The 13,857-nt window shown below is 55.7% G+C and carries 12 protein-coding genes; 9 read left to right on the top strand and 3 right to left on the bottom strand.

Features of this window, described 5'->3' with window-relative positions; genetic code table 11:
• Positions 1–9: 9 nt before the first annotated feature.
• Positions 10–1,314: a citrate synthase gene (locus tag K5R89_RS06420; RefSeq protein ID WP_048296913.1), complete on the top strand. Its 1,305-nt coding sequence runs from the start codon at positions 10–12 to the stop codon at positions 1,312–1,314.
• A 52-nt stretch (positions 1,315–1,366) separates the two neighbouring features.
• Here the strand turns inward: K5R89_RS06420 and K5R89_RS06415 are convergent, their stop codons facing one another.
• Together K5R89_RS06415 and K5R89_RS06410 are read right to left on the bottom strand one after the other, a co-directional pair.
• The gene (locus K5R89_RS06415; RefSeq protein ID WP_044521373.1) at positions 1,367–1,672 is read right to left on the bottom strand and encodes a hypothetical protein; all 306 of its coding nucleotides are present in this window, start codon (positions 1,670–1,672) and stop codon (positions 1,367–1,369) included.
• Positions 1,650–2,312, bottom strand: a complete 663-nt coding sequence (locus K5R89_RS06410; RefSeq protein ID WP_217259281.1) for a LuxR C-terminal-related transcriptional regulator — start codon at positions 2,310–2,312, stop codon at positions 1,650–1,652. Before K5R89_RS06410 ends, K5R89_RS06415 begins: the two co-directional genes overlap by 23 nt.
• A gap of 472 nt (positions 2,313–2,784) precedes the next feature.
• Here K5R89_RS06410 and K5R89_RS06405 point away from each other — a divergent pair, with 472 nt between their 5' ends.
• Genes K5R89_RS06405 through K5R89_RS06390 form a run of 4 tightly spaced genes read left to right on the top strand, consistent with a single transcriptional unit; the run spans position 2,785 to position 7,572 of the window.
• On the top strand, positions 2,785–3,345 hold the full coding sequence (locus tag K5R89_RS06405; protein ID WP_048296917.1) for a fimbrial protein: 561 nt from the start codon (positions 2,785–2,787) through the stop codon (positions 3,343–3,345).
• Positions 3,346–3,403: 58 nt separating this feature from the next.
• Complete coding sequence (locus tag K5R89_RS06400; protein ID WP_044521376.1) at positions 3,404–4,099, top strand: molecular chaperone; 696 nt, start codon at positions 3,404–3,406, stop codon at positions 4,097–4,099.
• Between the two features lie 10 nt (positions 4,100–4,109).
• Positions 4,110–6,545: a fimbria/pilus outer membrane usher protein gene (locus K5R89_RS06395; RefSeq protein ID WP_217259247.1), complete on the top strand. Its 2,436-nt coding sequence runs from the start codon at positions 4,110–4,112 to the stop codon at positions 6,543–6,545.
• A gap of 1 nt (position 6,546) precedes the next feature.
• Positions 6,547–7,572 (top strand): fimbrial protein, encoded by a 1,026-nt coding sequence (locus tag K5R89_RS06390; protein WP_048296920.1) that lies wholly within the window; start codon positions 6,547–6,549, stop codon positions 7,570–7,572.
• Between the two features lie 22 nt (positions 7,573–7,594).
• On the opposite strand, the gene K5R89_RS06385 is transcribed toward K5R89_RS06390, so the two are convergent.
• Positions 7,595–8,461 (bottom strand): GNAT family N-acetyltransferase, encoded by an 867-nt coding sequence (locus K5R89_RS06385; protein ID WP_217259246.1) that lies wholly within the window; start codon positions 8,459–8,461, stop codon positions 7,595–7,597.
• 508 nt (positions 8,462–8,969) lie between these two features.
• Between K5R89_RS06385 and K5R89_RS06380 the strand changes: the two genes are divergently transcribed.
• The 4 genes from K5R89_RS06380 (at position 8,970) to cadB (ending at position 13,822) form a co-directional block, all read left to right on the top strand.
• Complete coding sequence (locus tag K5R89_RS06380; protein ID WP_023288677.1) at positions 8,970–9,890, top strand: Kdo(2)-lipid IV(A) acyltransferase; 921 nt, start codon at positions 8,970–8,972, stop codon at positions 9,888–9,890.
• A 100-nt stretch (positions 9,891–9,990) separates the two neighbouring features.
• Complete coding sequence (locus K5R89_RS06375) at positions 9,991–10,263, top strand: DUF1471 domain-containing protein (protein ID WP_002892402.1); 273 nt, start codon at positions 9,991–9,993, stop codon at positions 10,261–10,263.
• Between the two features lie 290 nt (positions 10,264–10,553).
• Positions 10,554–12,122, top strand: a complete 1,569-nt coding sequence (cadC, locus tag K5R89_RS06370; protein ID WP_217259245.1) for a lysine decarboxylation/transport transcriptional activator CadC — start codon at positions 10,554–10,556, stop codon at positions 12,120–12,122.
• 365 nt (positions 12,123–12,487) lie between these two features.
• On the top strand, positions 12,488–13,822 hold the full coding sequence (gene cadB / locus K5R89_RS06365; RefSeq protein WP_023288679.1) for a cadaverine/lysine antiporter: 1,335 nt from the start codon (positions 12,488–12,490) through the stop codon (positions 13,820–13,822).
• Positions 13,823–13,857: the final 35 nt, after the last annotated feature.

Genomic DNA, 13,857 nt, shown 5'->3' with positions numbered 1-13,857 from the left:
ACTGACAGGATGAGCACCACACCGTTAACGCTTTCTATTGCCGGGCAACCGACGCCCATCACCCTGCCGCAGGTGCCGGGAAGCCGGGGCCACGTGGGGGTCGACATACGCGAGCTGAATCAGTCCGGATTCTGCAGCTACGACCCCGGCTTCGCCAACACCGCCGGATGCCAGTCGGCGATCTCGTGGATCGATACGGAAAACAGCGTGCTGCTGCACCGCGGCTATCCGGTGGACCAGCTGGCCCGCCAGTGTGATTTTCTCGAGGTGGCGTACATTATGCTGCGGGGCGACGCGCCGGATGAGGCCAGCTATCAAACGTTTCGCGAAACCATCACCCGCCATACCCTGGTGCATGAGCAGATAGCCCGCATGTGCAGCGGCTTTCGTCGCGATTCGCACCCGATGGCGCTGATGTGTGCCCTGGTGGGGGCGCTGGCGGCGTTCTATCATGATGTCCTGGATGTGGAAAATCCGGAGCACCGGGCGCTGGCCGCCACGCGGCTGCTGTCGAAAATGCCCACTATCGCCGCCATGAGCTACAAGTACACCATTGAACAACCCGCCGCGTATCCGCGCAACGATCTCTCCTATGCCGGCAATTTCCTACAGATGCTGTTTGCTATCCCGGCCGAGAAGTACGTCCTCAATCCGGTCATCGAACAGGCGATGAACCAGATCCTGGTCCTGCATGCCGATCACGGGCAGTGCGCCTCCACCACCACGGTGCGCGCGGCGGGTTCCTCCGGGGCGAACTTATTCGCCTGCGTCGCCGCCGGGCTAGCGTCGCTGTGGGGACCGATGCACGGCGGCGCCAATGAGTCGAGCATGCGGATGCTGGAAGAGATTGAAAGCGTCGATCAGGTTCCGGCGTTTCTGCGTCAGGCAAAACGCGACCCGCAGGCATTTCGCCGCCTCGGTTTTGGCAACTCACGCTACCGTCACCGCGACCCGCGCGCCGATATCCTGCGTGAAACCAGCCATCGGGTACTGGCGGAGGTAGGAATGTCCGACCGTCTGCTGCAGGTGGCGATGGCCCTTGAGGACGTGGCGCTGACCGACCCCTACTTTGTGGAAAATGGCCTGTCGCCGAGCGTGGATTTTTATACCGCGGTGATCCTCAAGGCGATGAATCTGCCTTCGTCGATGTTTGCGGTGGTCACCGCCGTCGGACGGACGGTCGGCTGGGTGGCGCACTGGAACGAGATGCACCAGGCGCCGCTGACCATCTACCGGCCACGGCAGATTTATGTTGGCGAGGACTATCGGAATTACGTCTCACGGCGCGGCGAGCCGTCTGCTAACCCAAGGTAATGCCTTACGGGCAGGAGGCGCGCGGCGTCTTCCTGCCCTGGCGGCATGTCACTCAGAGGTGCCGGGAGAGCAGGTAGTGCTCAACGGCGGTATATTCGGTGAGTCGGGTATACAGCGTTAGCAAGGCGCTTATAAATGCGTTTACCTCACCGACCTGCGGCCCGGCGGTGGTGAGTAACGGCTGCAGCGTAGCCCTTAGCTGTTCCAGGTCGGGCTTCAGCACATAGGGAATATGCAGCGTGCAGAGCAGGGCCTCGGCCTGATGATAATCGTGGCGAGACGGGAGCGTCTCGTCGGCGTTAAGCCAGCTCAGGATCATCAGCATGAGGCGATCTTTAGCGTAGAGATACGATTTCATGGCCAGTCTCCTGTCGATAGTGGCGCAATACCATTCCCTGAACTTTAGTGACCAATTCCACGTTATTTTTTACCGCCAGCTTGCTGAGCACGCGTGAACGATAATAGTAGATCCGTTTGATCGTGAGCTGCATGGTGCTGGCCACGTGGCACAACGGCATCCCCCCCATCAGCAGGCTGATTAAAAAGGTCTCCTTACGGGTCAGGTTATAGCTGTCCGGGATCGCGATATAAAGTTTGTTTGCCGGCGGGGATGACCGTAGCGGCCAGCGGGCCAGCGCCGCGCTGAGCCCGGCAAAGCAGGTAATAAACTCCGCGCCGACCACGATGGCCAGGCTGCTTTCCAGTTCGCTCAGCGTGTAGCCAGGCCTGGTAAAAAGAAAGATACGGAGCAGGGGATTAAATGCTTTAAGGCTCAGTGCGACCTGCAGCACTTCGATGCTGGCGCGGCTGTAATCGATCAGGATGGTGCTTAACCGGGCACCGGCATCGGTCGCAAAAAAAGTATAAAACATCTCACTCTGCCCGCTAAATGGGTAACAGATCAATTCTTTAATATCCAGAGGCTTGCTGTGGGGCTCATTAATATACGCCTTCAGCGCAATATTAAAATATTCTGAATCCGTAATGCAGATCAACATAATGACCTCCTGGCATAAATACAGCTGTGCATGCTGTCCTGCTTGATTCGACAATTTACTGTAGGTATTAAAGATCAAAAATAACATACTCCCTGCGGTGTGAATCCAGGGGGGAGGGTGCAGGAGGATAATGGCGATAATCAGGGTGAGATAGGTAGATCGCATTTTTTAGATGTTTTCAATGAAATAAAAAATAAAAATTTCTCTTAATTTTCAGGTTGTTGTGTTTTTATTTGTGTTTTTTGTTTTTATTTATTCGCATGACTTTAAGACTATTCTATAAAAATAAGAAACTGTCCTGGTGGTGAGTTTGAATAATAAATGACGAAATGAGTAGGATGTCAGTGCAAGGAAGGGGTTAAAAGATAACCGGCTAATCCAATAGGCTGAGTATTAATAAATTGTACGTAGAAAGTACGCCAGGGGTATTTCCTGAACGATCCTACCATAAGCGTGGTGATGAGGAGTGATTATGAAAAAATATAGCAAAGGAACGGCATCTTTCGTCGCGATGATGATGCTTTCTCCGGTAGCGGCGCAGGCTGCTGATGGCAAAGTCACCTTTAATGGTGAAGTCATCGAAAATACCTGTACGGTAGTGAATAAAGACAAGACGGTGACTCTGCCGACGGTCCAGCGTTCGGCGCTCAGCAGCGCGGGCGAGACGGCGGGCGTCGTTCCCTTCACCATCGATCTGATGAGCTGTACCCCGGGATCCGATGTCTCGGTGTACTTCGAGAAGGATCAATTCGTTTCCACGGAGGGGCGACTAAAAAACACTCTGTCTGACGGCACGGAAGCAGAAAATGTCGATGTGGAGCTGCTGAACACCCGGTTTACGGCGATTAACCTCGCGGAGAGCCCGACGATTGCTGCGGACGGCACCGTTGCCCGCCCTTCGGTGATCCCGGTGGCGGTCGCTGAGCAGGATGGTTCCGCTTCGCTGCCTTTCTACGCCCGCTACTATGCGACCGACGCCGCTACGGCTGGAAAAGTCGCGACCTACGTCAACTTTACGGTGGTCTATCCGTAAACCCAGTCCACGGCCCCGATCAGGGGCCGTTTATCCACCCGGCAAGGAGGAGGTGAATATGCGGCGTATGGTTCTGGCATGGCTGCTTTCCAGCATTTTACCCTCGGCGGACGCCAGCATGGTTATTGACGGCACACGGATCGTTTTTCCCGGCGACAAAAAAGAGATCGCGGTCAGGGCCACCAATGTGGGGGAGACGCCGTCGCTGACCCAGGTCTGGGTCGACGATGGCCGCGTGCAAAATCGACCGGAAAAAGATTCGGCGCCGTTTATTGTGCTGCCGCCGATTGTGCGCATTGAGCCGGGAAAAGGCCAAAGCTGGCGCCTGGTGTTCAACGGCAGCCGTCTGCCCCAGGATCGGGAATCGCTATTCTGGTTCAATCTGCTGGACATCCCGCCTGAGCCGAAAAACGGCACGGCAATCAATTATCTGCAACTCGCGATACGGTCGCGCATCAAGCTGTTTTACCGTCCGGCAGGCGTGGCGGCGGACAAAATAGCGCCGGACAAAGCGCTGAGCTGGGCGCTGGCTCCCGCAGGCGGTGGTCTGCGGGTGAGTAATGCCTCATCGCGCTATATCACCATCGACAGCATCACCCTTAACGGACAAAAACAGTCCGCTGGCATGGTCGCCCCTTTTTCCTCGCTGGTTATCACGCCTAAAGGGGGCGCGCTGCACATGCTGCCAGCGAGATTCAGCTTCACCACCATCAATGATTACGGCGCGGTAGTGAATCATAATTATCCTCAGTAAGGACATTATTATGAAACTCAGGGAGATCAAGTTTGGGTTAATGCTCCTCCTCCCCTGCCAAGAGGCATGGGCGGCAGAAGCGTTTAGTTTTAACCGTGCCCATTTGCACGGCGCCGCGCCGATTGATCTCCAGAAATATCAATACGGTAATCCGCTGCACCCCGGACAGTATCGCAGCCTCCTCTCGGTGAATGGCCGGGACATGGCGGAAGAGACGTTTGTTATCCAGGAATACGATGGCCAGCCCGAGCCCTGCATCTCGCCCTCGCTGTTCGACGCCCTGCAGCTGAAGGACGCTCAATGGCCAGCGGCGGCCACCTGCCTGCGCTTTGCGCAAATCGATAAGGCGATTGCCTGGGAGTATGACAGCGGAGAAAATGTCCTGCGGGTGAATATGCCCCAGGCGCTGCTGCAATCCCCTTATCGCGGGGCGGTGAATCTGAAGAAGGTAGACAGCGGCGTGCCCGCCGCGGTGCTGCGCTATCAGGCCAACAGCTATCAGAGCATCGTCGACGGGGATAGCAGCAGCCATCATTACCTCGGCCTGGATGCCAGCCTGCGCGCCTTTGGCTGGCGGTTACATCACCAGTCCAGCTACCAGGCTCAGGCCGGGGATAAGCATTGGGATAGCATCGCCACCTGGGCAGAGAGAAGTCTGGTGAACTGGGCTTCCACCTTACGGCTGGGTCAGGGGTGGACCGACGGGACCTTCTTTGACAGCGTCAGTTTTATCGGCGGCAGGCTGGCCACCGATGTCCGCATGCTGCCGGGCTCCCGTCGCGGCTTTGCGCCGTCGATCAGCGGGGTGGCGCGCACTAATGCTCGCGTGACGGTCACCCAGAACGGTGCCCTGTTGTACGAGGCAACGGTTCCGCCGGGTAAGTTCACCTTCGACGATCTCTATCCCACCAACGCCGGCGGCGATTTACAGGTGACGATCCATGAGGCGGACGGCAGTCAGGACACCTTTACCGTGCCTTACGCTGTGCTACCTGGTCTGGTGCGGGCCGGCGCCGTCTATTATGACCTGTCGCTGGGCTATCTGGATGAGAACGGGATCGCCGGGCGGCCGGGATTTGGCGAAGCAACGGTGCAGTACGGCTTCAATGATTATGTCAGCGGCTACACCGGGGCCAACGCGACGACGAATTATTACTCGACGCTGGTCGGCAGCGCCTTCAACACTTACTGGGGGGCGCTGGCGGTCGATCTTTCTCGTTCTGCGGCCAGGGGCAGGGAACGCGGCTGGCAGGAGGGCTATCGCTGGCGGGTGTCCGCATCAAAATCCTTCTCCTCTGACACGCGAATGCTGGTGTCGATGAGCCACAGCAACGACGGCAACTATCGATCCATTCGCGATGCCGCCTGGGAGCATGACAGTCATCCCAATGACTGGCGGGAGATGACGCGCTACAGCGCGACATTGTCCCAGCAGGCAGGTAGCGGCAGTCTGTCGTTTAACGGAATATGGAGTGAGGACGTCCGCCACCACCGCTGGCGCTCCTATCAGCTGGGGTACGCCAATCGTTATGGTCGGCTCAATTACTATCTGTACGCCCAGCAGAGTCAGGATATACATCACCGCAATAATCAGGTGGTGGGGGCCTCTTTCTCGCTGACGTTCGGCCCGGCGGGCAGCCTGACCACCCGCTTTAACCACGATAAGAACTACGGCAGCCAGCTGCAGTCCAGCTATACCGGCAGCGCTGGCGCTAAAAACGCCTTCAGCTACGGCCTGACAGCCAGCTACGACATGCCGCGGCAGAACCCGCATGAAGCCAGCGTGGGGGCCAACGGTAATCTGCGGACGGATTATGCGTACCTGAATGCCAGCGCCAGCGCAGGTCGACATCAGCAGCAGTATTCGCTGGGGGCATCGGGTGCCCTGGTGGCGCATCAGGGCGGAATGACCGCCACCCCCGAGCTGGGTGAGACCTTTGCGATTGTGGAAGCGCCCGGCGCGGCGGGGGCCAGGGTGGCGAACCGCCTCGGACAGCCGATTAATCGCCAGGGTTTCACGATTATCCCTTACCTCGATCCCTTTACCGATAACTGGCTCGATCTCGATCCGCAGGGCATGAACGACCATGTGGAGATCGTTTCCAGCAGCACGACGGTGGTGCCCGATTCGGGCGCTGCGGTGAAGGTAAAATTTGTCACGCGCACCGGCTACCCGTGGTTTGCCCACGTCACGCTGTCCGATGGCGCGGCGCCGCCACTGGGCGCGGAAGTATTAGACGACAGCGACCAGGCGATTGGCGCTGTCGGTCAGGGCGGGCTGCTGTATGCCCGGGTGCCGCAGGTCCGCGGTAGCGTCTCGGTAGTCTGGGGGGAACGCAGCGGGCAGCGCTGCCGGTTGGACTATGCCATCCACGGCGAGGCGGCGCAGCAGGATAGCAGCGGTACGCCGCACCAGGTCTGCCGTCCCGGATTAAAGGAGAAATAATATGAAAAAAATCATCGCATCAGGGGGAGCCCTCTTACTGGCCTGGGGCTATTGCGCCTCGCCGTCGGCGGCGTGCCAGATGGTGAGTGGTAAAACTATCGAGTATTCGGTCAACGTCAGCCAGGCCAGTATCAACCTTGACGTCAGCAATCGCCCCGTCGGCTCCCTGCTGTACAGTTACGGCGGGATGATAATCACCAATAATGAGCGCTGGGAGATCGCCTGCAGCGGCAGCGAGTCCGGCGGGTTTCAGAGCATAGGCGGCTCCCGGGTCGGCCCGGCGGGAAACGGCAAGCCGGGGGATATCTATAGCATCGACCGCCTGCCGGGCATCGGCTACAGCTTTCAGATGGGGGAACAGGATGGCATTAATTTCGATCCCCTGTTCACGGCCTGGCCTTCCGCGCCGGTATTTTCCGGCCAGCGCGCATTTCAGGCGGAAAATAAAAAACCGACCATCTATTTCTGGCGTATTGCCGACAACGGCGGCCTGCCACCGCCAGGCGAGTATTGTCTTAACGATTACCTCGGCGATATTTTTCTGGGCGGCGTGCAGGCGATGCGTTTTAGCGTCAGCGGGCTCTGTATCCATATCAAATCGCCCACCTGCAAGATTACAGACGACAGTAAAAATATTAACGTCTTCCTCGGGCGGCATAATAAAACGGCGTTTACCGGACTCAACAGCACTACCGCCCCGATCCCCTTTAACATCAACCTGACGGAGTGTGAAAATGTCGGCAGCGTGTTTATGCAGTTTAACGCGACGGCGGACAGCGCCATGGCAGCCAACGAGGTGATTAAAATCGATGACCAACCTGAAGGCGCATCCGGGCTCGGCGTGCAGATCCTCACCGCCGGCGGCGCTCTGGTGCCGCTAAACCAGGTGAGCCAGATCTGGTCCGGAAGCAAGGGTAGCCAGACGAATTACCGTTTTGCCTATCAGGCCCGTTATATCCAGACCCAACCTTCGGTGACAGCGGGCGAGGCGAACGCCAGCGCGACCTTCGTGGTGACCTATAACTGATCGGCCTGACGGTGCGGCGCCGTCAGGCATGCGCCAGTAAAGGAAACATCAACTTCCTGTCTTTAAACAGGTTTTCCTTGTGGTCGGAGACAAAGAGGATATCTTCTCCCTCAATCTTCTCGTACTCGCCGAGCCGGTCTTCATGGGGGGTAAAACCGAGGATGGCCTGGTAAACATGGTCATCGGCCAGCTCGTTGACCAGCGTCGACAGGCTTTTGCCCGTGTCGCAGAACAGGTCAAAGCAGATCAGCACCGGGCCGTTTTGCATGGCGATAACCACCGCCTCATTTTTTGCCGAATAGTAAACGAAATGCTTCATAAAGGCGGAGCAGTAAAACATCAGCAGGCCAAAGTTGTGCTCCACCCGCAGCGGTGAGAACGGGTTGGATTTTTCATAGTAATGGCGGAGCAGGGCGACATCGTCCGCGCGGTCCATATCCAGTTTGCGAAAATCACCGGCGCGCGGAGAGACCGGCATAATATATTGATGCTCTTCGCTGCGGGTGAAACCAAATTTGGGGTAAAAATCCACCGTAGTGGGATTGGCAAATAAAAAGAAGGCGTCTGCCTCCTGCTGCCAGTCCTGCAGGATGTGATGGATAAGCTGACCGGCTAGTCCCTTATTACGGTGGTCCGGTTCGGTCATCACGGTGCCAATCTGAATATAACGCCGGGGTTCGCCCTGCCAGCGCAGATCGATGATGTTGGCCGAGGCGTTAGCGATAATTTTATTACGTTCGACAAAGGCGTAGGGGATATAGGCGTCAGTCCAGTAACCTTGTTGATACCACTCTTCAAAAGACAGGTCGAAAGTCTTAACGGCAAGGTCAATGAAGCTTTTTCTTAATGTGTTATTTTCTCTGACTTGCTTCACTAATTGATAATTCATTGTCATAGTTCCTTCTCACTATGGCTTCTGAAAGCGACGACGTCGGCAAAGGCACTTGCGTCGAATGAGCGCTGTAAACGTAGCATATCTGGGAAAAGGATCCGCATTGGTGATGCTTAACCTTTGCCCGAGTCACAAATAACCGCATGCTGGCCATGTTAGACCGGGCGAAACGGCCTGTTTGCGTTCGCTATCGCCATAATAAAGCGTGAGTAAAAAAGCATTGGGCGAGAGGCTGAGGATAAGACACTGGCGATTTTATCGGCAATCGGCCGCGTCGTAGAGGTTAGGTTTATTTATTTATGCACAAATCAGGAAATTTTACGCTAAGTGTCTAATACGAGAGTAACCCCAGCGCAAGGGCTGAAATTATCATGGAATCGGCTTATAATAACGCGCTTTGTGACTGAGTATTACCGCACGAATTGGAAAAATATAACCTGCAGGATCCGCTACTTTATTTCGCGGTTTTTGCTCAGCTATTATTGAGTGAATTAACAGGATTACTATGTCAAATTTACCCAAATTTTCCCGCGCGCTATTGCACCCGCGTTACTGGCTATTATGGCTGGGAATTGGCTTGTTATGGCTGCTGGTGCAATTACCGTATCCGGTGATCTACCGACTGGGCACGGCGCTCGGGCGGCTGGCAATGCGGGTGATGAAAAGTCGCGCGCGGATTGCCAGACGTAATCTGGAACTCTGTTTTCCCGCGATGAGCGTCGCCGAGCGTGAGGCGCTGCTGGTGAAAAACTTTGAATCGTTGGGCATGGGGCTGATGGAGACCGGCATGGCCTGGTTCTGGCCGACGCACCGGGTGGCGCGCTGGACCGAGACCAGCGGCGTGAACGAGGTGGTCGACCTCCTCGAACAAAAGCAGGGCATCTTACTGATCGGCATTCATTTTCTCACCCTCGAGATGGGGGCGCGGATGTATGGCATGTTTACCCCGGGCATCGGCGTCTACCGGCCCAATGATAACCCGCTGATTGACTGGCTGCAGACCTGGGGACGCTTGCGCTCGAACAAGACCATGCTGGATCGAAAAAATCTGAAAGGGATGGTCAGGGCGCTGAAAGAGGGGGAGATCCTCTGGTACGCGCCGGATCATGATTACGGCCCGGCCAGCAGCGTTTTTGCGCCGCTGTTTGCCGTCGAGCAGGCGGCGACCACCACCGGCACCTGGATGCTGGCGAAAATGTCCGGGGCGACGATTGTGCCGTTTGTTCCCCGACGCAAGCCCAACGGTAGGGGATATGAATTGATCTCCCTGACGCCGGAGCGCACGCCGCCGCTGGCAAGCGCCGAGGTGACGGCGGCGTGGATGAACCAGATTATCGAACAGTGCATCCTGATGGCGCCCGAGCAATATATGTGGCTGCACCGGCGTTTTAAGACCCGCCCGGAAGGGGTGCCGCCGCGTTACTAAACGCTGCGGCCGAAAAATCAGCGCATCGGTAGCACGCTTAGTAAATCGCCGTCTATACTGAAAGGGCCTGACTGAAGGCCTATTCCAAGGAGATTTTAGGATGAAAAAAGTGATAGTCGCGTTAGCCCTTTCAGCCGTTGCATTTGGCGCCTCCGCCGCGCAGTTGATCACCAAAGAAGAAGTGAAACACTTCAAACTGACCAAGGTCGGACCGATCTCGGTAGGGCCGTCCGGCGGTGAGTTCTCTTCGCCCTCCGATCTGCACGATCAGCTCTCTAAGCTGGCCGATGAGAAAGGCGGAAAGTACTACGTGATTACTGCTGCGCGTGAGCATGGCCCTAACTTTGAAGCCACAGCGGAAGTGTATAAATAATCGATTGTGCCGCTGCCGTAACGGCACGCCACTGACTGAGCCTGGAGCGCGTTACGCCTCCGGGCTTATTTTTTTTCCGCCGCCCGCGTTCCACCGGCTAAGCGACAGCGAAAACGCATTTTTATCGCTATATATAGTTTTGATGATCACGATGTTAATGAAATATTGCTTTTTATTGTCGCTAAAAGGCGAATTCCAGCCTAATGCCTGAGGGAGTGACCCCTGGCAAAAATAGGTAGGACAAATGTGTTATCATCGCGCCTTTCCCTTTTTGTCTGGGGCTTTCTTGTATGCTACAACCTGTTGTTCGCGTCGGTGAATGGCTGGTAACCCCCTCTGTAAACCAAATCAGCAGGAAGGGGCGCCAGCTTACCCTTGAACCGCGTTTAATCGACCTCCTGGTCTTTTTTGCTCGCCATCCGGGGGAAGTGCTTAGCCGGGACGAGCTTATCGAAAACGTCTGGACCCGGAACGTTGTGACCAGCCACGTCGTCACGCAGAGTATTTCCGAACTGCGCAAGTCGCTCAAAGACGGCGACGACGTTAGCCTTGAGTACATCGCGACGGTACCCAAACGGGGGTATAAGCTCACGGTGCCGGTGATCTGGTGCACCGAAGAGGGGGAGGAACTCGCCCCGCAGATGGAGGCGCTGACGCCTTCGCCATCGGTCGCCGCTCCCGCGCCGCCGGCTGCCGGTGCGCCGCCGGACGCGCCCGTCTCCACCGCCGATCCCGCCGCGCCAGCTCCCGCGCCGACAGGTGCCAGCGCGCCGTCAGTGCGTAAACGGCTCACCACCGCCCTGGTGTGGGGGCTGTTTCTGCTGGCGCTGGGCACCTGCGTGGCGCTGGTGGCGCTGTCGAGCATGGAATCGCGGCCGCCGGTCAACAAGGCGCGCCTGCTACTCAACCCGCGCGATATCGATATCCACCTGGTCAATGGTAACTCCTGCGCCAACTGGTCTTCGCAGCACTCCTACGCGGTCGGCCTGGCCAGCCTGATCACCACCTCGCTGAACACCTTCTCGACCTTTATGGTGCATGACAAAACAGACTACAACATCAATGAGCCGAGCAGTTCCGGTAAAACGCTGACCATTGAATTCGTCAATCAGCGCCACTACCGGGCGCAGCAATGCTTTATGTCGGTCCAGCTGGTGGATAACGCCGACAGCTCGACGATGCTCGATAAGCGCTACTTTGTGACCAATGACAACCAGCTCACCATCCAGAACGATCTGATGAACAGCCTGTCGGACGCGCTGGCGCAGCCGTGGCCGGCGCGAATGCAGGCGATGCTCAGGCAATATCAGCCCTCGCAAAGCGTGGCGTTAACCTATTTCTACCAGTCGCATCAGCTGTTAATGAAGGGCGATGTTGACTCATTAAGCAAGGCCAGCAGCCTGCTGGATGATGTGATTAAGCGGGCGCCTGATTTTATTTACGCGTATGCCGAAAAAACACTGGTGGATGTATTACGCCATTCGCAACAGCCGCTGGATGATAAACAGCTGGCAGCCCTTTACAGCGAAGTTGAGCGGGTAGGGGAGATGCCGGGTATAAAAGATATGGCGATTTATTATCAAATAAACGCAGTGGATTTGCTGGGGAAGGGAAAAGTTGACGAAGCGAACACAGCGATTAACCACGCGATCGATTTAGAGATGTCGTGGCTGAATTATGTGCTGTTAGGCAAAGTCTATGAGATGAAAGGTGAGAACCGGCTAGCAGCGGATTCTTACATTACGGCGTTTAATTTACGACCCGGTGGAGACACATTGTACTGGATTGAAAACGGAGTTTTCCAGACGTCGGTCAACCGGGTTGTTCCGTATCTCGATAATTTCCTCTCTTCAGAATAAGTAAACCCTCATCATGCGAAAGGTTTTTGGCATGATGAGGTTAAATTTATGTTTCTCATGAAGCCTCCTGTTGTTATTTATATTTAGCATTCAGGAGGCTTTGAATAACAGTTCAGTAACACATCGTATCTCATCTAAGTTCATGTAAAACAACAATGTTTATCTTTTTCTGACACCCTGTTGTCATGTTTATATGTTAAGCGAAAAAGGTCAAAATATCATTTGTCTGATGTTTGTTGTTATTTCACTTTATCTTTAGGACTTATCTCGTACAAATCAGTAATCTTGTTGGCAGTTGGTCGGGTCAATTAATGGTTCTGTATCATGATCTGTACCTCCCAAATAAACTTAGGAGAAAAACAACCATGAGTTCTGCCAAGAAGATCGGGCTATTTGCCTGTACCGGTGTCGTCGCCGGTAATATGATGGGGAGCGGTATTGCATTATTACCTGCGAACCTGGCCAGCATCGGTGGTATTGCCATTTGGGGCTGGGTAATTTCAATTATTGGTGCGATGTCTCTGGCTTATGTTTATGCCCGACTGGCCACTAAAAACCCGCAGCAGGGTGGTCCCATTGCTTACGCAGGGGAAATATCTCCGGCATTCGGTTTCCAGACCGGTGTACTTTATTATCACGCAAACTGGATTGGTAACCTGGCTATCGGGATTACCGCAGTTTCTTATCTGTCTACGTTCTTCCCTATTTTAAATAACCCGGTGCCAGCAGGGATTGCCTGTATTGCCATCGTGTGGATCTTTACTTTCGTTAATATGCTCGGCGGGACCTGGGTCAGCCGTCTGACCACCATTGGTCTGGTGCTGGTGCTTATTCCGGTAGTCATGACCGCGGTCGTCGGCTGGCACTGGTTTGATGTCGCTACCTATCAGGCGAACTGGAACACCTCCAGCACCACCGATAGCCACGCGGTCATCAAAAGTATCCTGCTCTGCCTGTGGGCCTTCGTTGGCGTAGAATCTGCCGCCGTGAGTACCGGGATGGTGAAAAACCCGAAACGTACCGTGCCGCTGGCCACCATGCTGGGTACCGCGATGGCCGGTATCGTCTACATCGCCGCGACTCAGGTTATCGCCGGTATGTATCCTGCTTCTCAGATGGCAGCGTCCGGTGCGCCGTTCGCGATTAGCGCCTCCACCATCCTTGGCGGCTGGGCTGCGCCGATGGTATCCGCTTTCACCGCCTTCGCCTGCCTGACGTCTCTGGGCTCGTGGATGATGCTGGTTGGCCAGGCGGGTGTGCGTGCCGCCAACGATGGCAACTTCCCGAAAGTGTATGGCGAAGTCGATAGCAACGGTATCCCGAAAAAAGGCCTGCTGCTGGCCGCGGTGAAAATGACCGCGCTGATGGTGCTGATTACCCTGATGAACTCCGCCGGTGGTAAAGCCTCTGACCTGTTCGGTGAACTGACCGGTATCGCGGTACTGCTGACCATGCTGCCTTACTTCTACTCCTGTGTTGACCTGATTCGTTTCGAAGGCATCAACATCCGTAACTTCGTCAGCCTGATTTGTTCGGTACTGGGTTGCGTGTTCTGCTTCATCGCGCTGATGGGCGCAAGCTCCTTCGAACTGGCCGGCACCTTTATCGTTAGCCTGATTATCCTGATGTTCTACGGTCGCAAAATGCACCAGCGCCAGAGCAACGCATCGGATAGCAACAGCCCCGCTAACGCGCACTAATCAGTAACCCTTTTTCCTGAGGCTCCTTCCATCAC

Origin of the sequence: Klebsiella sp. TF21-TM (assembly GCF_019753495.1) — a bacterium.
Lineage (GTDB): Bacteria > Pseudomonadota > Gammaproteobacteria > Enterobacterales > Enterobacteriaceae > Klebsiella > Klebsiella quasipneumoniae.
Note: the sequence above shows the minus strand (reverse complement) of the source record. Positions and strands in the feature narration are given on the sequence as shown.